Annotated in this window: 22 protein-coding genes; 11 read left to right on the forward strand and 11 right to left on the reverse strand. The window is 73.5% G+C overall.

Annotated features, from left to right (window positions below; all coding sequences use genetic code 11):
- Window positions 1-10: 10 nt before the first annotated feature.
- Window positions 11-2,941, forward strand: a complete 2,931-nt coding sequence (locus HHX41_RS27640; protein WP_182908307.1) for a CDP-glycerol:glycerophosphate glycerophosphotransferase — start codon at window positions 11-13, stop codon at window positions 2,939-2,941.
- A gap of 110 nt (window positions 2,942-3,051) precedes the next feature.
- A complete protein-coding gene (locus HHX41_RS27645) occupies window positions 3,052-4,602 on the forward strand; it encodes a glycosyltransferase family 39 protein (RefSeq protein WP_182908308.1) in 1,551 nt (516 codons plus the stop codon).
- On the opposite strand, the gene HHX41_RS27650 is transcribed toward HHX41_RS27645, so the two are convergent.
- Window positions 4,569-6,149: a stealth family protein gene (locus tag HHX41_RS27650; RefSeq protein ID WP_182908309.1), complete on the reverse strand. Its 1,581-nt coding sequence runs from the start codon at window positions 6,147-6,149 to the stop codon at window positions 4,569-4,571. The genes HHX41_RS27645 and HHX41_RS27650 overlap by 34 nt on opposite strands.
- 155 nt (window positions 6,150-6,304) lie before the next feature.
- On the opposite strand from HHX41_RS27650, the gene HHX41_RS27655 reads away from it, so the two are divergent.
- The gene (locus HHX41_RS27655) at window positions 6,305-7,195 is read left to right on the forward strand and encodes a CDP-alcohol phosphatidyltransferase family protein (protein WP_182908310.1); all 891 of its coding nucleotides are present in this window, start codon (window positions 6,305-6,307) and stop codon (window positions 7,193-7,195) included.
- Between the two features lie 125 nt (window positions 7,196-7,320).
- Window positions 7,321-8,361, forward strand: coding sequence for a sulfotransferase (locus tag HHX41_RS27660; RefSeq protein WP_182908311.1), 1,041 nt, complete (start codon window positions 7,321-7,323; stop codon window positions 8,359-8,361).
- Window positions 8,362-8,373: 12 nt separating this feature from the next.
- Here HHX41_RS27660 and HHX41_RS27665 read toward each other — a convergent pair whose 3' ends face one another.
- A complete protein-coding gene (locus HHX41_RS27665; RefSeq protein WP_310742203.1) occupies window positions 8,374-9,003 on the reverse strand; it encodes a substrate-binding domain-containing protein in 630 nt (209 codons plus the stop codon).
- On the opposite strand from HHX41_RS27665, the gene HHX41_RS27670 reads away from it, so the two are divergent.
- A complete protein-coding gene (locus HHX41_RS27670) occupies window positions 8,950-9,798 on the forward strand; it encodes a TIM barrel protein (protein ID WP_182908312.1) in 849 nt (282 codons plus the stop codon). The two genes, HHX41_RS27665 and HHX41_RS27670, sit on opposite strands and share 54 nt — an antisense overlap.
- 36 nt (window positions 9,799-9,834) lie before the next feature.
- On the opposite strand, the gene HHX41_RS27675 is transcribed toward HHX41_RS27670, so the two are convergent.
- The 5 genes from HHX41_RS27675 to HHX41_RS27695 all read right to left on the reverse strand — a co-directional run bounded on the left by HHX41_RS27675 (window position 9,835) and on the right by HHX41_RS27695 (window position 16,070).
- The gene (locus tag HHX41_RS27675; protein WP_182908313.1) at window positions 9,835-12,465 is read right to left on the reverse strand and encodes an FtsX-like permease family protein; all 2,631 of its coding nucleotides are present in this window, start codon (window positions 12,463-12,465) and stop codon (window positions 9,835-9,837) included.
- Window positions 12,462-13,295 carry an ABC transporter ATP-binding protein gene (locus HHX41_RS27680; RefSeq protein WP_182908314.1) on the reverse strand — a complete coding sequence of 278 codons (834 nt, stop codon included), beginning with the start codon at window positions 13,293-13,295 and terminating at the stop codon, window positions 12,462-12,464. The genes HHX41_RS27675 and HHX41_RS27680 overlap by 4 nt, the downstream gene beginning before the upstream one ends.
- Window positions 13,292-13,828, reverse strand: a complete 537-nt coding sequence (locus HHX41_RS27685) for a PadR family transcriptional regulator (RefSeq protein WP_182908315.1) — start codon at window positions 13,826-13,828, stop codon at window positions 13,292-13,294. Before HHX41_RS27685 ends, HHX41_RS27680 begins: the two co-directional genes overlap by 4 nt.
- A 108-nt stretch (window positions 13,829-13,936) precedes the next feature.
- Window positions 13,937-14,143 (reverse strand): hypothetical protein, encoded by a 207-nt coding sequence (locus HHX41_RS27690; RefSeq protein ID WP_169985145.1) that lies wholly within the window; start codon window positions 14,141-14,143, stop codon window positions 13,937-13,939.
- On the reverse strand, window positions 14,133-16,070 hold the full coding sequence (locus HHX41_RS27695) for a PspC domain-containing protein (protein ID WP_182908316.1): 1,938 nt from the start codon (window positions 16,068-16,070) through the stop codon (window positions 14,133-14,135). The genes HHX41_RS27690 and HHX41_RS27695 overlap by 11 nt, the downstream gene beginning before the upstream one ends.
- Before the next feature lie 143 nt (window positions 16,071-16,213).
- Here HHX41_RS27695 and HHX41_RS27700 point away from each other — a divergent pair, with 143 nt between their 5' ends.
- The 6 genes from HHX41_RS27700 (at window position 16,214) to HHX41_RS27725 (ending at window position 21,401) form a co-directional block, all read left to right on the forward strand.
- Entirely contained in the window at window positions 16,214-17,389 is a 1,176-nt protein-coding gene (locus HHX41_RS27700; RefSeq protein WP_396795277.1) for a PspC domain-containing protein, read from the forward strand.
- Window positions 17,386-18,024, forward strand: a complete 639-nt coding sequence (locus tag HHX41_RS27705) for a response regulator transcription factor (protein WP_169985309.1) — start codon at window positions 17,386-17,388, stop codon at window positions 18,022-18,024. The genes HHX41_RS27700 and HHX41_RS27705 overlap by 4 nt, the downstream gene beginning before the upstream one ends.
- Before the next feature lie 43 nt (window positions 18,025-18,067).
- Window positions 18,068-19,528 (forward strand): glutamate-cysteine ligase family protein, encoded by a 1,461-nt coding sequence (locus HHX41_RS27710; protein ID WP_182908318.1) that lies wholly within the window; start codon window positions 18,068-18,070, stop codon window positions 19,526-19,528.
- 71 nt (window positions 19,529-19,599) lie between these two features.
- On the forward strand, window positions 19,600-20,289 hold the full coding sequence (locus tag HHX41_RS27715; protein ID WP_169985313.1) for a neutral zinc metallopeptidase: 690 nt from the start codon (window positions 19,600-19,602) through the stop codon (window positions 20,287-20,289).
- Between the two features lie 97 nt (window positions 20,290-20,386).
- Window positions 20,387-21,139 (forward strand): type II CAAX prenyl endopeptidase Rce1 family protein, encoded by a 753-nt coding sequence (locus tag HHX41_RS27720; RefSeq protein WP_182908319.1) that lies wholly within the window; start codon window positions 20,387-20,389, stop codon window positions 21,137-21,139.
- A 73-nt stretch (window positions 21,140-21,212) separates the two neighbouring features.
- Entirely contained in the window at window positions 21,213-21,401 is a 189-nt protein-coding gene (locus HHX41_RS27725; protein ID WP_182908320.1) for a hypothetical protein, read from the forward strand.
- 177 nt (window positions 21,402-21,578) lie between these two features.
- On the opposite strand, the gene HHX41_RS27730 is transcribed toward HHX41_RS27725, so the two are convergent.
- From HHX41_RS27730 to HHX41_RS27745, 4 genes are all read right to left on the reverse strand, one after another.
- Window positions 21,579-22,403: a response regulator transcription factor gene (locus HHX41_RS27730; RefSeq protein WP_182908321.1), complete on the reverse strand. Its 825-nt coding sequence runs from the start codon at window positions 22,401-22,403 to the stop codon at window positions 21,579-21,581.
- Window positions 22,400-23,590: a sensor histidine kinase gene (locus tag HHX41_RS41995; protein ID WP_182908322.1), complete on the reverse strand. Its 1,191-nt coding sequence runs from the start codon at window positions 23,588-23,590 to the stop codon at window positions 22,400-22,402. The genes HHX41_RS27730 and HHX41_RS41995 overlap by 4 nt, the downstream gene beginning before the upstream one ends.
- 9 nt (window positions 23,591-23,599) lie before the next feature.
- Window positions 23,600-24,094, reverse strand: a complete 495-nt coding sequence (locus HHX41_RS27740) for a DUF1453 domain-containing protein (protein ID WP_169985323.1) — start codon at window positions 24,092-24,094, stop codon at window positions 23,600-23,602.
- A 267-nt stretch (window positions 24,095-24,361) separates the two neighbouring features.
- The gene (locus tag HHX41_RS27745; RefSeq protein WP_169985325.1) at window positions 24,362-25,096 is read right to left on the reverse strand and encodes a PIG-L deacetylase family protein; all 735 of its coding nucleotides are present in this window, start codon (window positions 25,094-25,096) and stop codon (window positions 24,362-24,364) included.
- Window positions 25,097-25,103 lie beyond the last annotated feature (7 nt).

Here is a 25,103-nt window from a genome sequence, read left to right on the forward strand (position 1 = left end):
TCCTGGCGGCGTGACGGTGCCTCCCAGCCTCTCGGTGGTCGTCCCCCTGCACGGCGGGGAGGAGCACGCCGAGGAGTGCCTCGAATCCCTGCGGGACCAGACCCTGGACGACCTGGAGGTGATCCTGGTCGGGCGCCCGCGGGGCCTGCGCCCGCCCGACCACAGGTTCACGCTCCACACGCTCGGCGACGGTGGCGACGACCCCGGCGTCACGCGCAACGCGGGCGCGGCCTTCGCCACCGGGCGCTACCTCGCCTTCGCCGACCCCGGCTCGGTCGTCCCCGCGGACGCCTACCGCGCGCTGGTCGGCGCCCTCGACCACACCGGCTCCGACCTCGCCTGCGGCCGGATCCGTACCTGGACGCCGAACGCGCAGGACACGGCCCCGAAGGCCAAGGAGTTCCTGCGCACGCACATCACCCGGCATCCGAAGCTGCTGGACGACCCGCGGGCGGGCGGCACGGTGTTCCGCCGGGAGTTCTGGAACCGGCACGCATTCGCCTTCCCCGTGGGACTGGGCGAGGACTTCCCGGTGACGATCCCCGCGCACGTGCTGTCCACCTCGGCCGACGTGCTCGGCAGCGTGGTCTGCCTGACGCGCGGGTCCCGGCCGCCCGCCGATCCCCTGTGCCGCCTGCGGGCGTCGCTGGAGGTGTCGGACCTGCTCGGCCGGCACGCGCCCGCGTTGCGCGCGGCGTACGACCTGCGGCTGGCCGAGGGGCCCGACTTCGAAGCGGTGCTGGACGCCGTACGCGACCGCGTTCCGGACGGGCTCGCCGAGGCCCTGGGCCGTCTGGACCCCGGCGCGGTCGAGCGGCTGCCGGTCCTGCGGCGGCTCCAGATCCACTTCGCCGCGCAGGGCATGACCGGCGAACTGGCGGAGCTGCGGATGTTCGCCGCGTCGGAGATCAGGCACCGGGGCGTGCTCCGGCGGGGGCTGCGGCGCCGCCGCTGGTATCTCGACTACCCCTTCCGGCGCGACCCCCGGCTTCCACGCTCGCTGTTCGACGCCACCCGCGACCTGCGGCTCGTCGCCCGTGTGGACGACGTACGCCACACCGACGACAGGCTCGTCCTGGCCGGCCACGCGTACATCGCCCATCTGGACAGCGGGCGCAGCGGGATCGAGCTGTGGCTCCAGCGGGGGGAGGAGCGGCTCACCCTGCCGGTACGGCGGACCCGCAGGCCCGACGTCACCGCCGACTCCCGGCAGTCGGCCGCCTGCCACGACGACTCCGGGTTCGAGACCGTGGTCGCCCTCGACGCCCTGCCTCCCGGCAGGTGGGCGCTGCACGCGCGGGTCCGGGCGCGGGGCGTGACCCGGGCCGGACGGGCGGCCGGGGGCGCGAGCGAGCGCGTTTTCGACGCCGGGGGCGTGCGCGTCAGCCTCACCCGCGACCGCGGGCTCACGCTCGGCCCGAGCGCCGCGGGCGGCCCCGGTCCCGATCCCGGCGGCCCTGCCCCCGATTCGGGCAGGGTGAGCGCGATCCGGTGGACGGAGTCCGGCGAGCTGATCCTGGAGGGGACGGGACGGTGCCCGTCCTGCCGGATCGTCCTCGAGTGCGGTACGGAGCGGCACGCGTGGCCCGTCCGCCGGGACGAGGCGGTGTGGACGGTCGCCGTCGGCGCGACGGCCGAGGGGCTTCCGCTCCGCAGCGGGACCTGGCGCGTGCTCGCCGTGTCACCGGAGGGCAGGGAAGATCTGGTGCGCCTGAGCCCGGCGCTGATCGCCGACCCGCCGCGGCCGCGTGTCACCGGGTTCCACGAGGTCTCCGTCCGCACCTCCCGCGACGGCGACCTGAGCCTCGCGGTGCGTCCCGCGCTCGGCCCGCACGAGCGCGGGCCGTACGCGACGCGCAGGCGGCGGGCGGCGGCGCCGCGACGCACGGCCCTGCGGAACGCGGCGGTGTTCGACAGCTACGGCGGCGGACAGTACTCGTGCAACCCCCGGGCCGTCTCGGAGGAGCTGGCGCGCCGCCACCCGGACGTGGAGATCGTCTGGGTCACCCGGGACGGGCAGTTCGCGGTCCCGCCGGGCGTGCGCCTGGTCCTGTTCGGCTCGCGCGAGCACGAGGAGGCGCTGCGCACCAGCCGCTTCGTCGTGGCCAACCGGCGCACCCAGCCGGGGTGGTACCGCAAGCCGCGGGGACAGACGTTCGTGCAGACCTGGCACGGCACGCCGCTCAAACGGCTGGGGCTCGACCTGGAGGGCATGCCGTACGCGCGACAGGTGCCGCGCGAGGAACTGGCGCGGCAGGTGGCGACCTGGGACCTGCTGCTGTCGCCGAGCCCGTTCGCCACCGCGGCGCTGCGGGGGGCGTTCGGCTACGAGGGGGAGATCCTGGAGTCGGGTTACCCGCGCAACGACGTGCTCTTCGACCCCGCGCGCGCTCGCGCGGCGCGGCGGCGGCTGGGCCTGACCGGCGACCGGCGGGTCGTCCTGTACGCGCCGACGTGGCGGGACGACGAGGCCACCGGGCGGCTCGCGCTGGACCCGGTCCGGGCGGCCGGGGCGCTGGGCGACGACGACGTGCTGCTCGTGCGGGCGCACTACCTGGTGGCGCGGGACATGACGATCCCGGCCGGAGACCGCATCCACGATGTCTCGAAATTTCCAGACATGGCGGATCTCCTGGCCGCCGCGGACGTGCTCGTCACCGACTACTCGTCGGCCATGTTCGACTTCGCGTGCACGGGGAGGCCCATGGTGTTCCTCGCCCACGACCTGGAGCGCTACCGGGACGAGGTGCGCGGCTTCTACTTCGACTTCGAGGCCGAGGCCCCCGGGCCGGTCCTCAGGACCGGCGACGACGTGCTCGACGTGCTGCGCGGCGGCGACCTCGGACGGTTCGCGGAGCGCTACGAGCGCTTCGCCCGCAGGTACTGCCCCTGGGACGACGGGCACGCCTCGGCGCGCGTGGTCGCGCGCATGCGGTCATGACCCGCGCCTCCCGGCGCACCGCGCCGCGAGCGCCGCAGTCACCCCGGCAGCCCGGGTCACGTCCGGCCGAGGCGCCCGAACGGCCCGGGTGGCGGGACCGGCCGGGTGTCGTGACCGTCGTGCCCGCCGTCGTCGCGCTCGCCGCCGGGCTGTGGGGCCTCGGCGGGCCGCCGCCGTGGCGGGACGAGGCGGCCACCGTCAGCGCGGCCGGCCGGACCCTTCCCCAGCTGGCGCACCTGCTGCAGTCGGTCGACGCCGTGCACGGCCTGTACTACGCGTTGACGCACGTCGTCGCGCATCTGTCCGGCACCGGCGAGGTGGCGTTGCGGATGCCGTCGGTCGTCGCGGGGGCGCTGGCCGCGGCCGGGACCGGCGCGCTCGGGCGCGCGCTCGGCTCCCCCCGCGCAGGCCTGTACGGCGGCGTGCTGCTCGCCCTCATGCCGATCTTCTCCAGGTACGTCCAGGAGGCCCGGCCGTACCCGATGGCGGCCGCGGCGGCCGTCGGGGTGACCCTGCTGTTCCTGCGCCTGCAGCGGTCGCCGACGTCGGGGGTCCTGGCGGCGTACGCGGCGGCGCTGACTGTGCTGGCCTATCTCAACCTGTTCGCGTTCCTGGTCGCGGGGGCGCACGGCGTCGCCCTGATCCTGTCCAGGGGCCCGCTGCTCCGGTGGGCGTGCGCGGTGACGCCGGCACTGGCGGCCGTGGCGCCGCTGGCCTGGCTCGGCTCCCGGCAGAGCGCCCAGGTGGGCTGGATCTCCCGGCCGGAGGCGGCCGACGTGGGCAGGCTGGCCGTCCAGCTGTCCGGCGACCTCGGCGGGGCGACAGGACCGGGGGTGGCCCCGCTGACCTGGGCGCTCGCGCTCTTCGGCCTCGCCAGTGCCGCGGTCGCCGGCGTACGCCGGGCTCGCGCCGCGCGCGGCGTGGAGGAGCCCGCGGCATGTCAGGCGGAAAAGTCCCGTGCGGCGGACCCGGTCGGCCGGACGCCTGCCGGTGCGGCGGGCCCGGCCCCCTTGCCCGGCGGACACGGGGCGCTTGTGCGGCTGACGCTGCCGTGGCTGCTGGTGCCCGCGCTGGTGCTGCTCACGGTCTCCTGGACGGTCCATCCCGTGTACGTGTTCCGGTACGTCTTCTGCTGCGTCCCGGCGGCGGCGCTGCTCGCCGGGGCGGGCCTGGCCGCGCTGCCCCCCGGGCTCGCCGCCGCCGTGCTGGCCGCCTGGCTCGGCCTGTCGGTGCCCGGGCAGCTCGCCACACGGGGGCCGGACGGCAGGCAGGACGATCCGCGGCCGGTCATGGCGCTGCTCGCGGCCGAGGCGAGGCCCGGGGACGGGGTGCTGTTCGTCCCCGCCAAGGTCAGGAAATACGCCGTGGTCTATCCATCGGTCTTCGGCAGGCTCAGTGACGTGGCGCTGGCCCGGTCACCCGAGCGGGACGGCAGCTTCCCGGGCCGCGAGGTGGGCCCCCGGGTGCTCGCCGCCCGGTTCGACGGGCTGCGCACGCTCTGGGTGGTCGGCCATACGGGCAAGAACGCGATGCCCGCCCGCCGGCGTGCCCTGGTCGCCCGTTCGTTCGCCCCGGCCGGCCGCTGGACCTTCCGCGGCCTGTTCGTGGACAGGTACGTGCGGCCCGCTCACCGCTCGAACGGCGCCGGGGTGGGGAAGTAGGCCTCCAGGAAGCGCGCCAGCAGGGCGTCCTGCTCGACGGTGGTGGGCGCGGTGTCGTTGAGGCAGAACACGTCGTGCCTGCGCCGGGCGAGCATGCGGCGGAGCTTGGCGGGCGTCTTCGGCAGCGACAGGTCGACGTAGGTGTAGTCGACCGTGCCGGGGACCGCCCGCCCGCTCAGGTAGCCGTAGTAGTGCGCCAGCGAGGACACCACGGAGATGTCCCGCGACGTGCGGAACCTGCTGCGGGCGGTCGCCGCGAACTCCGCCGCGAACCGCTGCTCCAGCTCGTACATCAGCGACCGGCGCAGCGCGTACGGCACGTGCTTGAGCTTCTGTGTGATCGTGCGGCCGGTCAGGTCCTCCAGGATGCGCCGGTTGTTCATGCCGGCGGCGTGCACCGGCGACTCCTCGGTCTCCGGCACCCCGAAGGGCACGTGGACGGTGCTGGGGAAGAACCGGGTGATCCCGTTGCCCTCGAAGAAGGTCCGGGGAGGCAGCGGCCGTCCCAGGAAGAAGTCGTCGTTGAAGTACAGGAAGTGCTCGCTGAGCCCGTCGATGTGGTGTAGCTGCGTCTCGATGGCGTGGGAGTTGAACACCGGCAGCACCGACGGGTCGGTGAAGATCTCCTTGTGGTCGACCACCGCGACCATGGGGTGAGTGGTGTCGAGCCACGGCGGCGTCTGGCCGTCGGTGACGATCCACACCCGGTTGATCCAGGGCGCGTACATCAGCAGCGAGCGCAGCGAATAGCGCAGCTCGTCCCTGCTGGTGAAACGCGCATCCGTGGTCGCCATCTCGCTCAGCGGGCCGCCGGAACGCAGCGCCTCGCCGCGCTCGGCCTGGTCGCGGCGCGCCCGCCAGGCCGGGTCGGCGCCGTCCACCCAGGTGTAGACGGCGTCGATCGGGAAGTCGATGTCGTCCAGCAGCCGCCGGACGAACTCGGGCCGGGTGCGGTAGGAGCGGGCCCGGCGGGCGGTGCACGCCAGCGGGGTGAACAGCTCCTCGCCGCCGTCCACAGAGGGGCCGTCGGCGGGCACGCGGTCGCAGGCGGGGTTCGGCCTCGGCGCGACCAGCTCGTCGCCCTCCCGGGCCCAGAACTCCAGGTCGCAGCCGTTCTCCGGGCCGAGTGTCAGCGTGCGCGAGGGGCTGGCGAAGTACATGGCCACCCGTACGACCCTGGCGTCGCCGAGCAGCGCCGCCGCCCGCCGCAGCGGGCGCATCCGGCCCGCGTCCGCCTGGCGCGCCCGCGACCCCTGCCTGCCGTAGGGCTGCCGCGCCGCGAACAGCGGGTGGTCGCCGGCCGCGAGCGCGGCGAGCGCGCGCGTGCGCCAGTCCTCGGGCACGCCGACGACGGGCGGCCGGTTCGGCAGCGGCCGGACGCAGAAATACGGCACGCCCGCCCGGCTCAGCAGGGCGCACACCACGTCCAGCGTCTCGCGCTGGGCCTGCAGCGGACCCGCGTCCGGCCGGATGAGCGCGGCCCGTGGCGCGGGCTCCCATGACGGCAGCCGCCCCTGCAGCCGCCGGTACAACGTGACAACGGGCATGGTCTCCCCCTCGAACACGGACTGTAACCGATCGGCGACCGGATTGGCGGATGGTTTACGTAGATAAGGAAGACGGTCAAGAACCGGCAATGAGATGCCCTGCCTGTTACCGAAGAGCAGGCCAACGGCTACCCGTTGTAGTCATTCTTGCCTGCATGGGGGGCTTCACGCTGGACGACATACTCGCGACGCGCAAACCGAGAGACTCGTGGTGGACCGTCTTCATGGTCGATCCGCTCGCCTGCCGGCTCGCGCTGCTCGTGGCTAACCACACTCCGATCACGCCGAACGGGCTGACCAGACTGTCCATGCTGATCGGCTTCGCCTCGGCGGCCGCCTTCGCGGAGGGCATGCTCGTCGCCGGGGCGGCACTGTTCTATCTCAGTTTCACGGTCGACTGCATGGACGGGAAGATCGCCAGGCTCAAGGGCACGGGGACGCCCTTCGGCCTGTGGCTCGACTACGTCGGCGACCGGCTGCGGGTGGTTTGCTGCGCCTTCGGGCTGGGGTTCGGGGAGTACGCCCGGACGGGCGACGCCGATGTGGCGCTCGCCGCCGTCGGCGTCGTCGTGCTCGACCTGTTCCGCTACATCAACGGCCCGCAGCTGAAGCGGGTCAAGGACGCCACCCGCGCGCTGGTGGAGGCGCGGCTGGAGGGGCAGTGCGTCCTCGCCGAGAGCGTCCTGCGGGCCAGGCCGAGGGCCGAGCTGGGGCGGGCCGCCGCGGAGTTCGGCGAGGTCGCCGACGACACCGGCACCACCGTGGTCGACCTGCAGAAGGCGTTCCACGCGCGCTTTCCCTGGTACGACAGGTTGCGCGTCTTCCTGGTGCGGCGGCGGGTGCGCACCCACGTCGTGAGCGGCATCGAGTTCCACGCCGCGGTCTTCGTCGTGGCCCCGCTGCTCGGACCCGCGGCCCTGGTGCCGGTCGCGGCCGTGGCCGGCGCGCTGTTGCTGGCGTTCGAGATGAGCCTGGTCTACCGCGTCTGGCTGGCGTCGCGCCAGGTGCCCCGCACCGCCGCCGAGAGACAGAAGATCCTCGTCTGACCGGCCATTCTCGGCCCGATCCACCAGCTCGTACGGCGTGACGCCGTAGGACCCGCGTCACGAGCCGCGCCCGGGGGAGGGCGGCGGCCTGGCGTCCGGAAATTTCACCACGGGGGAGAGAACTCATGCATTCGGACAGACCTGTCTTCGTCGTCGGCTGCCCGCGCTCCGGCACCACCATGCTGCAGCTCATGCTGCACTCGCATCCGCGCATCGCGGTCCCGCCCGAGACGCGGTTCCTCGTCCCGGCCTACTTCTCCCGCCGGGCGTACGGCGACATGCGGCTCGCCGACAACAGGCGCAAGCTGGCGACCTGGATCGCCGAGGGCCGCACCACGAAGTTCCACGAGCTCGGGCTGAGCCGCCCCGACTTCGTCCAGGCGGCCATGCTCGGCCCGGGCAGCTTCGGCTCGGTCGTCGGCATGGTCTTCAAGAGCTACGCCGAGCGCTTCGGCAAGCCGCGCTGGGGCGACAAGCGGCCCAGCTACTACCGGCACGTCGAGATGCTGATGCGGATGTTCCCCGACGCGCAGTTCGTCCACCTCGTCAGGGACGGCCGCGACTGCGTGGCCTCGCTCAAGCAGATGCCCTGGTACAAGGCGGACGCCGTGCACGCCATGGCCAACTGGGCCGAGGCGATCGACTTCGGCCGGCGGCACGCCCGCAAGCTGCCCGCCGACAGCTTCTACGAGCTGCGGTACGAGGACCTCACCGCCGACCCGGAGACCGAGCTGAAGAAGCTGTGCGTGTTCATCGGCGAGGACTACGACCCGGAGATGTGCGAGCCCCGTCACATGGCCGAGCTGGCCGTGCCCAAGCACAAGGTGTGGCACAGCAACACGCACGAGGAGGTGACCACCGCCCACTCGGGCAAGTGGGCCTCCCGGCTGGAGCCCTGGGAGATCTCGTTGTGCGAGGAGGTGCTCGGCGAGCGGCTCACGGCGTACGGCTACGAGCTGAGCGGCGCGCGCAAGGCCGACCGCGAGCACGTCGCGGCGTTCAAGGCGGCGGCGGCCAAGCGCCGCACGGCGCGGCTGCGCAAGTACAACCGCGACCGGCTCACCCGGCTGCGTGAGCCCGGCCCGATCGCGGCCCTGCTCACCGAGGGGCAGCGGCGCCTCGCCGGCCTCCCCCAGCAGCGCTCCGCCGAGCTGATCCCCCGCTGACCCTCCCGGCGCCTACGCGGGTGGAGGGGCGACCGAGGAGCGCTCGATGAGACGGGAGCGCAGTGTGTGGGTCTGCCTGCCGGGCTCGGCCCCCCGCACGATGTCGAGGAGCACCTCGGCGGCCTTCGCGCCGAGATCGTGCACCGGCTGCTCGATCATCGTCAGCGGCGGGTCCATGACCGCCGCCCAGGCGCTGTCGTCGAAGCCGATGAGGGCGACGTCGCGCGGATAGGACAGCCCGGCGGCCCGCAGGGCGCGCAGGGCTCCCGTCACCGCCTCGGTCTCGGTGCAGAACAACGCGGTGATGCGGTCCGGCAGGGCGAGCATGCGTGCGACCTCCTCGGTCACCCGCTCCTCGACCTTCCGCCCGACCATCACCAGCTGGGGATCGAAGGGGATCCGGGCGTCGTCGAGCGCGTCGAGGTAGCCGCGCAGGCGCTCGCCGTCGGTCCACAGGTTGCGGGACGCCGCCGCCAGCAGCTCGCGCCGGGTCGCCGGCGGCTCCGGTACGGGCGGCCCCCACACGAATCCGATCCGCCGGTGCCCGGCCGCGATGAGCCGCTCGACCGCCTCGCGGGCGGCGTCGCGGTGGTCGATGACGACCGCGTCGAGGTCGAGCGAGGGGACTTCTCCTACCAGCACCTGCCGTTCGACCGGTTCCTGGACGACGCGGCCGGCCTCGGCCGCGAGGAAGTGGAGCTGTGGGGCGTCGCCCCCCACTTCCACGTGCCGCAGGTGAGCGACGCCGAGGCCCGCGCCGTACGCCGCCGGGTCGCCTCACGCGGCCTGCGGGTGCGCTGCCTCACCCCGGAGCAGGTGATGTACCCGGTCAACATCGCCTCGCCCGACACCCGGCTGCGCGCCTCCAGCATCGCGATGTTCCGTCGTGCGGCCGAGCTGTGCGCGGAGCTCGGGGCCGAGCTCCTGCTGCTGACGCCGGGCCGGGGCTACGAAAACGAGCCGCCGGAGGCGGGGTGGCGCCGCTCCGCCGACGCGCTCGGCGAGATCGCCGCGCACGCCGCGGCCCTCGGGGTGACGTGCGTGCTCGAACCCCTGCAGCGGGTGGAGTCGAACGTGCTCAACGACTCGCGGGCGCTCGCGCGGATGCTGGACGAGGTCGCCGCGCCGAACCTCGCCGCCGTGCTCGACACGGTCGGCATGGCGGTCGCGGGCGAGAGCGTGGACGACTACTTCGACGTGCTCGGCGACCGCGTCCGCCACGTGCACCTGATCGACGGTCGCCCGGCCGGGCACCTGGCGTGGGGCGAGGGGGAACTGCCGCTCGCCGAGTATCTCGCCGCCTTCTCCCGGCGCGGATACGACGGGTTCATGACCTTCGAGCTGTTCGGCGACGGCACCTACGCCTTCGCCCCCCGGCCCGTCGTGGAGCGCTGCCTGTCCGCCGTACGGGCCGCCTCCGGCCGGGCCGGCGGGTGAGCCCGGGGCACACGGCGGGCCGGTCCCGGGGCGAGGTCACGTCACCCTGCGCCGGGGGAGCGGCAGGCGCGACCCGGTGAACAGCGCGCCGCCGAGAGCGGCCAGCAGGGGGAGCGCCACGATGAGCAGGCCGACGAGCGGCCACGGGACCACGAGCATGGGCGTCTCCCCGGGCCGCACCAGAACGGGCACTCCGTCGGGCCGCACCAGCATCCAGGCCTCCCTCCGCGAGGGGACCAGGGCCGCGGCGATGCCGGGCGGCAGGCCGGCCAGCACGCCGGCGGTGGTGCCGAGCAGCGCGATCACCAGGGCCTGGCCCGCGACGACGGCCCGCCTCACCCGCGGGTCCGCTCCCACCGCGGCCATGGTCTCCAGGTCGGGCCGGGCCTCGACGGCGGCCAGCGCGGTCGCGACGAACGTCATCCCGAGGACGAGCACGGCGGCCGCCACGGCGAGCACGAGCAGAACCACCAGGTCGTCGGCGGGCCCGCGCCGCGACTCGAGCCGCACCGCCGCGTGGGACGTGACGGCCTCCACCGCCGCGGCGATCCGGTCCGCCGTAGCCCGCGGCGTCCGATAGTCCGCCGGGTTCACCGCGAGCACGGAGGTGACGGTGCCGTATCCCTCCTTCTCGATCACCTCCGGCGCGACCACCGCACGCGCCCAGCCCTGACCGGTGGGCGGCACTCCGACGGCCGGCAGGGAGAGGGAGACGATCCCGCTCAGGGCCGTCGCGTCCCGGCTTACCAGCTGTACCTCGATTCGGTCCCCGTGGACGGCCGCGGGATTGAGCACGACGGCCTTCCCGGCGCGCAGCGCCGCCACCGCCCGCGGATCCTCGCGTCCCAGCACGTAGCGCAGCAGGCTCTCGTCCCCGGCCAGCAGTCCTCCGCTCTCCCCGTCCAGCGTGCGGAACGGCAGATCCCCTCGGGTGAGCGGCGTCGGAAGGTTGACGCCGAGCGGCAGGCCGGCCTTCGTCGCGAGGGCCCGCCCTTCCACGAGTGGCACGTCCGCCGGCAGTTCCCGCCGTACGGCGGCGCGGACGCGGTCCCACAGCTCCGGTGTCAGATCGGATCCGGTGACCCGCAACGCGCCTGTCGGGCCCTGCGGCAGGTCACGATCGTTCATCGGCCTCTGCGCGAGCGCGGTCTGCGACGTGATGCCCGCCGCGGTGAGCACCACGACCGTGGTCATCACCGCGGCGACGGCGGGCACCGTACGGCCCCTGTTGCGTACGGCGTCCCTTGCTGCGAAGCGGAGCGGCAGGGGGAACCGGACGGCGACCCGGCCGACCACCGCGACGAAGGCAGGCACCAGGGCCACCAGCCCCAGCTGGGTGAGCAGTGCCGAGGCGGCGACCCAGTGGACGCCATACCGGGCGCTCACCGCCGTGGCCGCGACGCCCGCGGCGACGAGCACCGCCCCCAGCAGCGGCCGGCCCGCGCGGTCCCGGCGCCGCTCGCGCCTGCCGGACAGCACCGCCACCGCGTCCGTACGGCCCGCGCCGATGGCCGGGGCGAGGGCGGCCAGCAGCCCGGCGACGACGCCGAGCACCGCGATCAGCGCCACCGGAGTCCACAGGACGGTGACCGGGCCCGCCAGCCTCTGCGTCCACAGTTCGAGACCGGGCATCGCGAGCGGCACCGCCGCGATGCCGATCGCGGCCCCGGCCACGGAGCCGGCGACGCCGAAGAACAGACCGTCGGCCAGCGCGATCATGCGGAGCTGCGCGGGGGAGCCGCCCTGCGCGGCGACGAGCGCGAACTCGCGGGCCCGGCGCCGCCGGCCGACGGCGAAGGCGGGCCCGGCCGCGAGGACGACCTGTAACAGCGCGATCCCGGTCCACGGGAGCACGGGCAGGGTGGAGGAGTCGAATCTCAGGTCGTAGCGCGGCTCGGCCGCCGAAGCGCGCTCGACCTCCGCCCGGCTGACGACCAGGAGGCCGCGCGCGTTGAGCCGCCGGACGTCGGCCCACGACAGCGGGCGCGGTGCGTCCACGAGCCAGCTGTGCGTCATCTGACCCGGATCGGCGAGTTCGAAGGCGGATTCGGGCAGGCTGCCGGGAAAGGCGACGACGTCGGGCCACATCCCCGTCGTCGCGAACAGGGCGACGCCGACGATCCGCAGCGGCCGCCGGTCCTCCCCGGCGAGGAGCGTCGCGCCCGGCCTCACCTGCGCGTCGAGCTCCGGGGCGGAGATGACGGCCTCGCCGGGAGCGGCGGGAAGCCTGCCCTCGACGAGCCGGAAGGTGCCCAGGGACATCGGGTCGCGCAGATCCACCTGCCGGATGGTGCCCGTCTCGTAGCCTCCGGGGGCGAGATAACGGACGAACTGCTGTGACACCGGAATCAGACGGCTGCCGGGGAGGAGCCCGGCGACCTCCGCCCGCGTGTACGGCGTGACGTCCGTGCGACGCGCCCCGTGGATCTCCCCTCCCCACACGTCCTGGCTGATCCCCTCCAGCCCGTGGGCGCCCTGCACCAGCGCGTCGGCCCGGCCGAGTGGATAGTGCCCGTGCTGCTCGGCGAACATGGTGGCCAGGGCGGTCAGCGCGAAGGTGGCCACGGCGACGGGTAGCGCGAGCATCGCGAGGATCAGCGCGCTGCGTCCCTTGGAGCGCCAGGCGGTGCGGCGGGAGATTCGCAGCGCCGCGCGCAGGCCCCTCATCGGGCGCTCACCGCGCCCAAGCCGCCCGTGCCCTCCGCGTCGTCCGTGCCGCCCAAGCCATCCGCGTCGTCCGTGTCGTCCGTGTCGTCCGTGTCGTCCGTGTCGTCCGCGCCGGACGAGTCGGTGATCCGTCCGTCCCTGAGGAAGACGACGCGGTCGGCCCAGGCCGCGTAGCGGGGTTCGTGCGTGACCAGCAGCACGGCGGCCCCCGCGTCGGCGCGCTGCCGGAGCACCTGGATGATCTCGTCGCCGGTCCGGGTGTCGAGGGCGCCCGTCGGCTCGTCCGCGAGGAGCAGGCGGCGCTCGCCGACGAGCGCCCGGGCGATGGCGGCCCGCTGCCGCTGCCCGCCCGACAGGTCGTCGGGGAACCGGTCGCCCAGGTCCGCGAGGCCGATCTCCTCCAGCACCTCCAGGGCTTCCCGCCTGGCCGTACCGGTCCGGACGCCGTCCAGCTCGCGCGGCAGCGCGACGTTCTCGGCGACCGTCAGCGACGGAATGAGGTTGAGGTCCTGGAAGACGTAGCCGGCGCTCCGGCGGCGCAACTCCGCCAGCTGCCTGGGTGACAGTGTGCGCAGCTCGCGGCCTTCGAGGAGCACGGACCCCTCAGACGGCCGATCGAGCCCGCCCGCGAGGTTGAGCAGGGTGGACTTCCCGGACCCGGACGGGCCCATCACCGCGACCAGCTCGCCGGCGTGGACGTCCAGGCTGACGCCCCGCAGCGCGTGGACGGCCCCGGTCCCCTCGCCGTGGACGCGTACGACACCGGTCAGGCGGACGACCGGGTGGCCGCCCGGTTCGGGTAACCGGCCCGGAGATCGGTTTTCGGTCACGGATTCTCCTCGGAGGGACGGGCGAGGACGGCTTCGCAGTGGTCGAGCCAGCGCTGCTCGGCCTCGGCATGGAAGATCGTCGAGTCGACGACCAGGCGTTGTGCGGCCTCGGCGGAGGCGTCGAGGCTCCGCTTGGCACGGGTGAGCTCCTGCAGGCCCCGCATCGTCGCGGACCGCTGGGCCCGGATGACCGCCGCCACGTCGACGCCGGGCGTGGTGACGGCCATCGCGAGCTTGATGACGAGCTCGTCGCGGGGCCGGTCGGCCCGGGCGACGGGTTTGGCGAACCACCGGCCGAGCTCGTCGCGGCCTTCGGCGGTGATGGCGTACCGGACCCGGCCCTGCTCGTCCTGGCCGCCCTGGTCGTCGCGGGCCACCAAGCCGTCGCGTTCGAGGCGGGACAGCGTCGTGTAGACCTGTCCGATGTTCAGCGGCCAGGTCGTCGCGGTGGACGCCTCGAATTCGGCCCTGAGCTGGTAGCCGTAGCGCGGGCCCCGGCTCAGCAGGGCGAGCAGGCCGTGTCGTACCGACATGAATACTCAGTATGCATACTGAGTATGCCGCTGTCAGCGGATCACCGGGAAATGACGAACGGCCGGGACCGCGCGGACGCGGCACCGGCCGGAAGCGAGATCAGCGGATCAGCGGCGGATGACCTTGGCGAGGATGGCGACGAAGGCCGCGAAGCCCAGCCCTCCGACGAGGATGGGCGCCATGACGACCGCGTCGGGATCAGGGCCGGTCAGGTAGCGGATGCCCATGCCGATGAACAGCAGGCCGCACAGCAGGGACATCCAGTCCGTACGGTGCACCCGGCGCGGGCGCTCGGGCCGGGACTCACGCGGCACGGCGCACCTCCACGTCGCCGAGGCCGGCCTTGACGTGCAGCTCGATCGTGGGCGCGTCGCCCTCGACGGGCGCCTCCGGCTCCAGGATGCGGTCGAACCGCACGTCGGTGCCGTCCTCGACCTTGTGGTCGATCTTCACCTCGCCCAGCTTGGCCGAGCCGTGCACCTCGACGCGGGCGGTCGCCGGGACGATCACCGTGAGCTGTCCCAGCGACACCGAGGCGTCGAACCTGACCCGGCCGCCCGGCTTGAGCGCGACGTCGCTGAGGTCGAGCTTGCCCTCGCCGATCCCCAGCTCGTACGTGCCGGGCGACTGGACGGAGCCGACGGGGTGCCAGACGAAGCTGCCGATCTTGCGGGGGATGCCGTTCATCGTCGAGCTCCCCACCAGTACGAGGGCCACGATCGTCCCGGCGGCGACCAGCCCCGCGCCCCGGCCGAACCACGTCGCCACCAGCAGGCCCGCCCCGATCGTGACGAGGACCGCCCCGCCGACGACCGGTAGGCCGACCGTGCCTGAGCCGGTCCGCTCCATGGTGACCAAGATCCCTCCAACGATCAGGGCGAGGCAGATGGTGAGGCCGCCGACGAACGACCGGGGACGCCTGGGCTTCGCCGGCCGCGGGGGCGGCGGCGTCGGCGGCGTGTAGGGGTCCGGCGCGTAGGGCGAGCCGTAGGGCTGATGAGGCTCCCGCATCGTGTAGGGGCCGTGCGGGGCGAAGGGCTCTCCCGATCCGTATCCGTGGCCCCCGGCTCCGTGCCTGCGCGCGCCGTGCCGGGCGTCCTGGGCGCCGCCGGGGCCGTACGCGCCCTCCCGCGCCTCGCGGGCCAGGTCGGACAGCCGCCGGTAGCCGCCGCCGGCCGGATGCGCGGAGACGGAGGGCCCCGGTGCTCCGGGCGCCCAGCCGTCCGGCGCCCCGTGGCGGTCCGACCCCGGGGCGGCCTGGCCGGGAACGTTCGCGCCGGGGGCGACCTGACCGGGGGCGATCGGGCCGGGGGCGTTCGTGCCGGGCGGGGGCTCCGCGGCCAGACGGGCGACGGATTCGAAGGGCCGGGTCGGCGGGTCGCCGTCGGCGCGCCCCGCCGCGTCCTCGGCGACGGCCTCCTGGACGAGCGTGTCGTCCGCGACCGCCTCCATCACGGTCGTGTCCTTCCCCGCGGGCTCCTTCACAGCGGGGGCCACCGGGTCCGGGACGATCGTGTCGTGGATCGCGGTGTCGTCCGCTGCCGCGCCGGGGCCGGCCGGGCCGGGCTCCGCGGCGTCCGTCACGGGCGCCTGCCCGGCGGCGCCGGGCGGCGTCGGCGCGGGCGTCTCCCGCAGCGGCGTCTCCCGCAGCGGTGTCTCCGGCGTCGGCGCTCCCGCCCCGGGCACGCCGGCCCCGTACGGCTCCCGCGCGGGCGGCGGAGTGAAGGGCGCGAACGGCGCGAAGCCCGGGGCGGCGCGGGTCATGCCGCGCCGTCCGGTCGCCCGGTCGGGCATCGACTTGGCCATGGTCAGCAGGTCGACGCCGCGCGAGTGGGCGGCCATCAGCACGATGGCCAGCAGCGTGCCGACCACGATCGTGCCGCGGTTGATCCCCCCGGAGGCCACGTTGATGATCAGGCCGAACGCGAAGACCGCGGCGAGCAGCGCGAGCACGGTCTCGGCGTCGAACAGCCGCCGGGTCCACTGCTCCAGGTGGCCGGGGCCGCCGCCCGGCTGGCGCATCAGCAGGAACGCCGCGACGTACAGCAGGACGCCGGTGCCGGAGGCGAGGACCAGCACCGCGAAACCGACCCGGAAGAGCACGGGGTCCATGCCCGTGAACCTGCCGAGGCCCGCGCAGACGCCCGTGATCATGCGACCGTCCCGGGAGCGGCTCAGCACCTTCTCGGGCTCGGGCGGGCCGGCGGGGTCGGGAGCGGGGGTCGATGGTGCCTCGGTCATGGTCCCATCCTGGCGTCGCCCGCCGTACCCCTGCCATCGGGGGAACCCCTGACTCGTCCCCGACCCCTCAGGGACGGCGTCAGGGCATGCCCTGATGCGCTCATGGCCGGTGACGTGTGACGATGCTTCCCGAGATGTCTGAGATGCCTAACGCCCCCGCGGCGTTCCCCCGGATGGTCCGGCCCGTGTCGGGCCGGGTGGTCGCGGGCGTCGCCCAGGGCGCCGCCGCCCAGTTGCGGCTCGACCCCGTCGTGCTGCGCCTCGCCTTCGTGCTGCTCACCGTCGTCGACGGGCTGGGCCTCGTGGCGTACGCCGCGCTGTGGATGTTCACCCCCAAGGAGGAGGTGAAGGGCCGCGAGCCGGCCCGCGAATGGGGCCAGCTCGCCGCGTACGGCGTGCTGTGGCTGGCCCTGGCGAGCTTCGGGTGGCTGACGGGCGCCTCCAGCGGCGGGTTCGGCATGTGGCCGATCGCGGTCGGCGGAATCGGCGCGCTGATCCTGTGGCAGCAGGCCGACCCGGGACGGCGGCAGCGGTGGATGTCCGGCGCGGTCAAGCAGGTCAGCACGACCTGGGTGCGCACCGGCATCGGGGCGCTGCTCGTCGTCGTGGGCGCGATCGGCTTCCTGGCCGCGAGCGGCGAGCTGGCCAAGGCCAGGACCGGGCTCGTGTTCACCGCGGTCGTCGTCGGCGGCATGCTGATGATCGCCGCGCCCTGGCTGGCCTCGCTCGTCAAGGAGCTTCAGCGCGAGCGCACCGAGCGCATCAGGCAGGAGGAGCGGGCCGAGGTGGCCGCCCACGTCCACGACTCGGTGCTGCACACGCTCACCCTGATCCAGCGCAACGCCCACGACGCGCGGGAGGTCGCCCGGCTCGCTCGGTCGCAGGAGCGCGAGCTGCGCAACTGGCTGTACCAGCCCAAGCAGGACGCCGACGCCACTCTCGCCGCGGCCGTACGGCGGGTCGCGGCCGAGGAGGAGGACGCCCACGGCGTGCAGATCGAGGTGGTCTGCGTGGGCGACTGCGAGCTGAACGAGGGCCTGGTGGCCCTGCTGCACGCCGCCCGGCAGGCGATGGTCAACGCGTGCAAATACAGTGGGGCTCCGGTCGTCTCCGTCTACGCCGAGGTCGAGCCCGACGAGGTGACGGTGTTCGTCCGGGACCGGGGCAAGGGCTTCGTGCTCGACGACGTCCCCGGGGACCGGATGGGCATCCGCCAGTCGATCATCGGCAGGATGGAGCGCAACGGCGGAAGCGCCCGGGTCAGGACCGAGCCCGGCGACGGAACCGAGGTCATGCTGACGATGAAAAGAGAACCATGAAGACCGTACGCGTGCTGATCGTCGACGACCACCGGCTGTTCCGCTCCGGCGTACGGGCCGAGCTGGGGCCCTCGATCCAGGTGATCGGCGAGGCCGAGGACGTGGAGTCGGCCGTCAAGGCGATCGCCGAGCTGGAGCCCGACGTGGTGCTGCTCGACGTGCACATGCCGGGCGGCGGCGGCCAGGAGGTGCTGCGGCGCGTGCTCGGCTCGGGCTCCCAGGTGCGTTTCCTCGCCCTGTCGGTGTCTGACGCGGCCGAGGACGTGATCGGGGTCATCCGGGGCGGTGCCCGGGGTTATGTGACCAAGACGATCAGCGGCACCGAGCTGACCGACGCGATCATCCGCGTGTCGGAGGGCGACGCGGTGTTCTCGCCGCGGCTGGCCGGCTTCGTCCTCGACGCGTTCGCCTCGACGGAGGCCCCGCCGATCGACCCGGAGCTCGACTCGCTCACCCAGCGGGAGCGTGAGGTGCTGCGGCTGATCGCCCGGGGCTACGCCTACAAGGAGATCGCCAAGGAGCTGTTCATCTCGGTGAAGACCGTCGAGACGCACGTGTCGAGCGTGCTGCGCAAGCTGCAGCTGTCCAACCGCCACGAGCTGTCGCGCTGGGCCACCGCACGACGTCTGGTCTGAACCCGTCTGGTGCGATCGCCCTCCGGCGTGCGACGCTCGGTTAATGGGCCGTGACGTACCCTCCGTCTCCTTCACCCGGGAGGACCGCCGTCGCTACCGGGACAAGGTAAAGCTGTCGCTGGACGTCCTGGACGAGATGCTGCGGGAGTCGCGGTTCGGGTTCGACCGGCCCCAGATGGGTCTGGAGATCGAGCTGAACCTGGTCGACTCCCGGGGCGAGCCGGCGATGAAGAACGCCGAGGTCCTGGCCGCCATCGCGGAGCCCGACTGGGCGACGGAGCTGGGGCAGTTCAACGTCGAGATCAACATCCCGCCGCAGGTGCTGTCCGGCGAGGGCAGCCGCCTGCTGGAGGAGTCCGTACGGCTGCGCCTCAACCGAGCGCAGGAGCGGGCCGCGCGCGTCGGCGGGCAGCTCATGCTGGTCGGCATCCTGCCGACGCTGCGTGAGACCGACGTCAGCGAGGGGACGCTGTCGGCCAACCCCCGCTACAAGCTGCTGAACGAGCAGATCTTCGCCGCCCGGGGTGAGGACCTGCACCTCATGATCGAGGGGGTCGACCGGCTCGACACCTACGCCGACAGCATCACCCCCGAGGCGGCGTGCACGAGCGTGCAGCTCCACCTGCAGGTCAGCCCCGAAACGTTCGCCGACCACTGGAACGCGGCCCAGATCATCGCCGGTCCGCAGGTCGCGGTCGCGGCCAACTCGCCGTACCTGTTCGGCAAGGAGCTGTGGCGCGAGACCAGGATCAGCCTGTTCGAGCAGGCCACCGACACCCGGCCGGAGGAGCTGAAGGCCCAGGGCGTGCGGCCGCGCGTGTGGTTCGGGGAACGGTGGATCACGTCGGTCTTCGACCTGTTCGAGGAGAACGTCCGCTACTTTCCCGCACTGCTGCCCCTGTGCGAGGAGGAGGACCCGAGGCAGGTGCTGGACGAGGGCGGGGTGCCCGAGCTGCACGAACTGCGGCTGCACAACGGCACCGTCTACCGCTGGAACCGGCCCGTCTACGACGTCTCGGACGGCGTCCCCCATCTGCGGGTGGAGAACCGGGTGCTGCCGGCCGGGCCGACGGTGGCCGACATCGCGGCCAACGCCGCCTTCTACTACGGGCTCATGCGCGTGCTTCCCTCGGCCGAGCGGCCCGTGTGGACGCGCATGTCCTTCGCCGCGGCCGAAGACAACCTCCGCAACGCCGCGAGGTACGGCCTCGACGCCCGCCTCTACTGGCCGGGCCTGGGGGAGGTGCCCGCCGCCGAGCTGATCCTGCGCAGGCTGCTGCCGATGGCCTATCACGGGCTCGACCTGTGGGAGGTCGACCCGGTGCAGCGCGACCGGTTGCTCGGCATCATCGAGCGGCGCTGCGTGACGGGCCGTACGGGGGCGGACTGGCAGGTCAGGACGGCCCGCGCGTTAGGCGGCGACCACGAGGCGCTGCGCCGCATGACCCTGCGCTACCTGCAGCACATGCACACCAACGAGCCCGTGCACACCTGGAGTATGTGAAGTTCCCGGATCGGTGACGGGTATCGGCGGCGGCGCAAATTTTTGTCGCCTAAATGGGTATTCAGACGGAAATGACCCGCCGAGTACTCGCCGCCTTCCTGCTAGCAGTGACTCTGCTCGCCTCGTGCGGCACGCTCACCGGTTCCCCGCCCGATCGGGCGCAGCCGGGGAACGCGGCGTCCGGGGGGAGGACGCCGTGCGAGGGCGTCGGCGACGACTTCCCCGGCGACGTCAAGCTCGCCCGGTGCCTCACCGAGTGGTTCTGGTCGCGCCGCTTCCAGGAGAGCGGGGAGACGTACCGCCCGATCACCCGCTTCGTGGCCTACCGGGGGAGCGACGGTCCCGACTGCGGTGGTCAGCCGGCCGTGCCCGAGAACGCCTTCTACTGCCCGTACGGTCACTTCATCGCCTACGACGCGGCCTGGCTGGAGGCGATGTACGACCGGATGGGCGACGGGGCGGTCTACGTCGTGATCCCGCACGAACTGGGACACGCCGTGCAGGCGCAGCTCGTCGACGACTTCCGCTTCAACGTGGAGCGGGAGCTTCAGGCCGACTGCTACGCGGGCGCCTCACTGAGCGGCCTGATCCGCGTGGGGGTGCTGGGCACGGAGCAGGGCGACGAGGAGGAACTGCTCACCAACATCCGGGCGGCGGGCGACCCGACCGACGTCTGGTGGGCGCCGGACGCCCACGGATCGCCCGCGTTGCGCCAGCAGTACTTCGCCCACGGCTACAACGAGGGTGCGGGGACCTGCTGAGGCGGCATGTGGTCAGGCTGGACCGGAAGCAGAACGGGCGGCACCCTGGCAGCATGCCGACCGTCCGGGATCGTCACGGACGACGACTGGAGGACGGGTGAAGCCTGCGCTGGTGGGATGTCTCGGCGTGCTCGCCGCGGCGAACGTGTTGAACAACCGGGTCGCCAGGCGGTGGGCGCCGCTGACCTCGACGGTCGCGACGGGGGCCCTGCTGGCGCTCGCCCGGCGCGAGAGGCTGACCTTGCGGGAGCTGGGCTTCGACCGGGCGCGGCGGGGCGCGATCGCGGGCGCCGCGCTGGCAGGCGTTGTGGCGGCCGGATACGCGGTGGGCGTTGCCCATCCCCGGACCCGGGCGCTGTTCCACGACGAACGGGCGCTGGCGCTGTCGCGCCGCCGCGTGCTGGAGGAGGCCCTGGTCCAGGTGCCTTTCGGGACCGTGCTGCTGGAAGAGGTCGCCTTCCGCGGCGTGCTGCCCGCCCTGCTCGGCCGCTCACTCCCGGCGCGTACGGCCGTCGCCGCCTCGGCCGCGCTGTTCGGGCTGTGGCACGTGCTGCCCGCCATGGACATGGCCCGGGCGAATCCCGCTCTCGGCCGCCTGACCTCGGGCGAGTCAGCGCAGGAGCCCGGCGCCCTCGCGGAGACGGCAAGGCTGGTGGCGGGGACGGTCCTGTCCACCGCCCTGGCCGGAGCCTTCTTCCACGAGCTGCGCCGCCGCGCCGGACTGCTCGCCCCGTCGCTGCTTCACCTGGCGACCAACAGCCTCGGATACGTCGCCGCCCGGCTGGCCAGGCGGATCGGGAAGGCCGCGGAGACCTCCCGACCGGCAGGGGCCGCTGCGCTGCCGCGCTGAGCGGCCTCTGACCGATGCGTCTCGGTGAGCATCGATGGTGGACAAGTCATTGAATTTGTGGAGAGGCCATCATGTGAGGGGGTTTCAGACGGATCACCGCTGGGCCCGGCAGTTCAGGGCCTGGGGCCGGTCCTACCGGCCGATCCGGAGCTTCACGGCCTACATCGGCACCCGCGGACCGAGGTGCGACGGCGCGGCCTCCGACCCCGACAACGCGTTCTACTGCGTGCCGGGCCACTTCATCGCCTACGACGTGAGGTGAGCTCCAGGCCGACTGCCTGGCGGGCGGCACGTTGCGCGGCCTGGTCATGGCAGGTCAGCTCCGATGGGAGCCGGGTGATGTCCAGGCGATCCGCGACCTCTTCGAGGAGCTTGGGGACAAGGACATCCCCTGGACGGATCCGGACGCGCACGGCAGTCCCTGGCTCCGCGTGAGGTACTACTGGAAGCCGTCGTCCGGGTCGGCCAGGCCGGTCCGGTAGGCGTACGCGACCGCCTGGGCCCGGTCCCGGAGACGGGCCTTGGCGAAGAGGTTGTTGATGTGCGTCTTGACCGTGGCCTCGCTGATGAACAGAGCGGCGGCGATCTCGGCGTTCGACAGGCCACGGGCGATGAGCCGCAGGACCTCCGCCTCGCGTGGCGTCAGCCCGTCCGGCGGCGGTTCCCCACCACCCGGCGGCCTCCCGGCACTCGTCGGCCTCCCGGCATCCGGCGATCCCATGGCACCGCGTGGTTCCCCACCACCCGGCGTCCGGCCCGCTCGGGGCGCCTGCCGCGCGTGGCGCGGCGACAGACGCGACCGGGGAGCCGGCGCGGCGGCCGGGCCGGGCGGTTCCGGGGGCGGAGCGGCGACGGTGTTCAGGAGACGGCGCTGCACGCCGGGGTCGAGCTGGGCGTCGCCGTTCATCACCGTGGCCACGGCGCGGGCGATCTCCTCGGCGTCCGCGCTCTTGGTGAGGAAGCCGCGCGCCCCGGCCCGCAGCGCGGCGAAGACCGACTCGTCGTCGGTGTACGTCGTGAGCACCACGACCTGGGTGTCCGGGAAGCCTTCCCGGATTTCGCGGGTGGCCTCCACGCCGTCCATGCGGGGCATGCGCAGGTCCATGAGCACCACGTCGGGCCGTTCGTCCGCGACCAGGCGGAGCGCGGCCTCGCCGTCGGCCGCCGACCCCACCACCTCTATCTCCGGCAGCAGGCCGAGCAGCAGCACGAGCCCGTCGCGCACCACGGCCTGGTCGTCGACCACGAGCACGCGGGCGGTCACGCCGGCACCCGCAGCCTGACCCGGAAGCCGTCCTCCACCTCGCCGGCCTCCAGGGTGCCGCCGAGAAGCTCGGCCCGTTCGCGCATGCCCACGAGACCGTATCCTCCACCCGGCGTTCCCGGCGCGTCACTCGGGGGGTTGACGACCTCCAGCTCGCACTCTCCGCCGCGGAAGTCCAGCCGTACGGCGGCGGGGGAGCCGGGGGCGTGCCGCCGCACGTTGGTAACGGCCTCCTGCGCGGTACGGATCATCGCGAGCTCGATCTCCGGGGGAAGGCGGCGTCGCGGGCCACGGATGTCGAGCGTGCACTCCCTGCCCGTGGCCTCGCGGAACTCCTCGGCGAGCGCGTCCAGCGCGGCGGGGAGCGGCGGGGTGTCGTCCCGCAGCGCCGCGACGGCCCTGCGGGCCTCCTCCAGGCCGTTCTTGGCCAGTTCGCGGGCGCGTTCGACCCGGTCGAGCGCCTCCTGGGACCGGTCGGCGCGCAGCAGCAGCCGGGCGCCCTCCAGATGCACGATCTGCGCGGACAGGGAGTGCGCGAGGATGTCGTGGATCTCCCTGGCGATCCGGGCGCGTTCGGCCAGCACGGCCTCGCCCGCCTGCGCGGCGGTCGCGGCCCTGCGCTGCCTGATCGCGTAGGCGACCGTGAAGACCACGCAGAGCGAGACGCCCAGGCTGACGCCGCGATCGGCCGGTCCGGCGGGGGCCACGGGTGACATGAGGCCCATGGTGACCGCCCCGAGTCCCGTCAGGGCGAGCAGCAGGACCGGCAGCGATCGGCTGAGCGGATGCCGCACGGCCGCCGCTCCGATGGCGAACATGACCACGGCGACGGCCGGGCTGCCGCCCTTCGAGATCGCGTCGAGGACGAGGGCCGGCACGATGGCGAGGCCGAGAAGAACGGCCTGCACGCGCCCCGTGTCCCAGCGGCGCGGGAGCACGGCCGGCCGTAGCCGGAGCACGATCGTCATCGCCAGGACGACGGCGACGGCGGCGGTCAGCACGGTGACGGCGAGCCGCTCGCCCGCCAGGCCGAACCCCGGTGCGGAGGTCGCCTGCCCGCCGATCAGCATCGCGGTGACCGCCGCCAGCAGGCACACGCCGGCGATCGCGTTCCTGCGGTGGGCCTCCGAGCCTTCCCGGCTTCCGCCGGGGTGGCCGGGAGGATGCGAGGGGTCACGTCTGAGCACGTCCCGACGTTAGCGGGCCGTCTGGACACCGGGGACGGCGGTGCCGGGCAGGGCGCTCGCCCGGCGGGCGACCATGAGGAACTGCACGCCGAGGGTCACCCCGATGAACAGGAGCATGGAGCCCTGGGACGAGGTCACGCCGAGGAACGCGGTCAGGAAGATCATCGCGACCCGGACGGCGATGGAACCCACCCACGCGAGCAGCGTCGTAGCGGTGCCCTGCGACCACGCCACGCCGTGCTGGTCGAGCCAGACGCGCGTGGTCGCCGCCCGCAGCGCGCCGAGACCCGCGGCCACGAGGAGCCCCGCGGCGAGCAGGGCGACGGCGAGCACCGGGTGGAGGGGGTCGACGAGCTTGTCCCCGTCGGCGGCGAGTCCGGCCAGGACCATGGCCGCGGAGATGATCAGGCCGACGGGCCTGGCGGCGGGCCGCGGCGTCATCTGCCGGTAGATCACGAGGGCGACCGCGGCGAGGGCGATGACGATGATCTGCGCTGTCTGCATGCGTAAGACGGTAGGAAGAGCGGCCGCGGAGCGGATCGGCGCCAGGGTGGAAAGCGGGGGTGGAGAGCGGGGGTGGAGAGCAGGAGAGAAGCGGGGGTGGGGAGCGCCCATCTCCACCCCCGGGTGGACGTCCCACCCCTTCCCCGTGATCTCGAACTTTGCCGCACGGATGGCCTGTGTCCTGCGCCGGCCCTGTCCATGATCTTGCACTTTCTCCGGCACAGGCCCGCCCACCCGCGCGTTCGTCCCGCGTGATCGTGCGGTTCGTCAGGCGGTGGCGACCCGCTGGAACGCCTCCGCGTACGAGCCCTCGGGGAGGCCCGCGGCGGCGGCGTGGCCGGAGAGCCAGCCCTTGACCATGCCGTCCAGGTCGGGGATGTGCGCGGTCTGACTCTCGTGCGCGCGCAGCGCCGCGATCTTGCGGTCCACGGTGGAGGTGACGTCGACGTAGTGGTTGACGGTCATGCCGCCCGTGAGCCACACCTCGCGGACGGTCCAGGCCTCGAGCCCCTCGTCGGCCAGCAGCTCGGGGAAGGCGTACGGGTTGCGCGCGTCGGGGTAGACCGCGTCGAGGGTGGCGCCGCCTACCGCGCGGTGGTCGGGGTGGCTGGGGCCGAGCCGCTCGTAGTTCCGGTCGGGGCTCGAGGTGATGACCAGGTCGGGCCGCACCTGGCGGATCACCCGGGTGATGTCCCGCCGCAGGCCGAGCGTCTGCTCGACCACGCCGTCCTGGTAGCCCAGGAAGCGCAGGTCGCCGACGCCCACGCACTTGGCCGCGGCGGTCTGCTCGGCGCGGCGCAGCGCCGCCATGCCGCCGTTGTCCACCGCCCGGTCGAATCCGCCCGCGTCGCCATCCGTGACCAGGCAGTACACGACCTCCGCGCCGGAGTCGGTCAGTGTGGCGACCGTTCCCGCGGCGCCGAAGTCGATGTCGTCGGGGTGCGCGACGACCACCAAAACCTTTTTGATTTCCGCCTCGTCCAGCAAGAGCAGCCTCCTCATGGTGTGG

It is taken from the genome of Microbispora sp. H13382 (assembly GCF_014161445.1).
Classification (GTDB): Bacteria; Actinomycetota; Actinomycetes; order Streptosporangiales; family Streptosporangiaceae; genus Microbispora.

Coding starts and splice junctions, on each gene's coding strand:
- HHX41_RS27650 (WP_182908309.1), bottom strand. CDS start 6,149: ATGCCCGTTGTCACGTTGTACCGGCGGCTGCAGGGGCGGCTGCCGTCA.
- HHX41_RS27655 (WP_182908310.1), top strand. CDS start 6,305: ATGGGGGGCTTCACGCTGGACGACATACTCGCGACGCGCAAACCGAGA.
- HHX41_RS27660 (WP_182908311.1), top strand. CDS start 7,321: ATGCATTCGGACAGACCTGTCTTCGTCGTCGGCTGCCCGCGCTCCGGC.
- HHX41_RS27675 (WP_182908313.1), bottom strand. CDS start 12,465: ATGAGGGGCCTGCGCGCGGCGCTGCGAATCTCCCGCCGCACCGCCTGG.
- HHX41_RS27685 (WP_182908315.1), bottom strand. CDS start 13,828: ATGTCGGTACGACACGGCCTGCTCGCCCTGCTGAGCCGGGGCCCGCGC.
- HHX41_RS27695 (WP_182908316.1), bottom strand. CDS start 16,070: ATGACCGAGGCACCATCGACCCCCGCTCCCGACCCCGCCGGCCCGCCC.
- HHX41_RS27700 (WP_396795277.1), top strand. CDS start 16,214: ATGCCTAACGCCCCCGCGGCGTTCCCCCGGATGGTCCGGCCCGTGTCG.
- HHX41_RS27705 (WP_169985309.1), top strand. CDS start 17,386: ATGAAGACCGTACGCGTGCTGATCGTCGACGACCACCGGCTGTTCCGC.
- HHX41_RS27710 (WP_182908318.1), top strand. CDS start 18,068: ATGGGCCGTGACGTACCCTCCGTCTCCTTCACCCGGGAGGACCGCCGT.
- HHX41_RS27715 (WP_169985313.1), top strand. CDS start 19,600: ATGACCCGCCGAGTACTCGCCGCCTTCCTGCTAGCAGTGACTCTGCTC.
- HHX41_RS27740 (WP_169985323.1), bottom strand. CDS start 24,094: ATGCAGACAGCGCAGATCATCGTCATCGCCCTCGCCGCGGTCGCCCTC.
- HHX41_RS27745 (WP_169985325.1), bottom strand. CDS start 25,096: ATGAGGAGGCTGCTCTTGCTGGACGAGGCGGAAATCAAAAAGGTTTTG.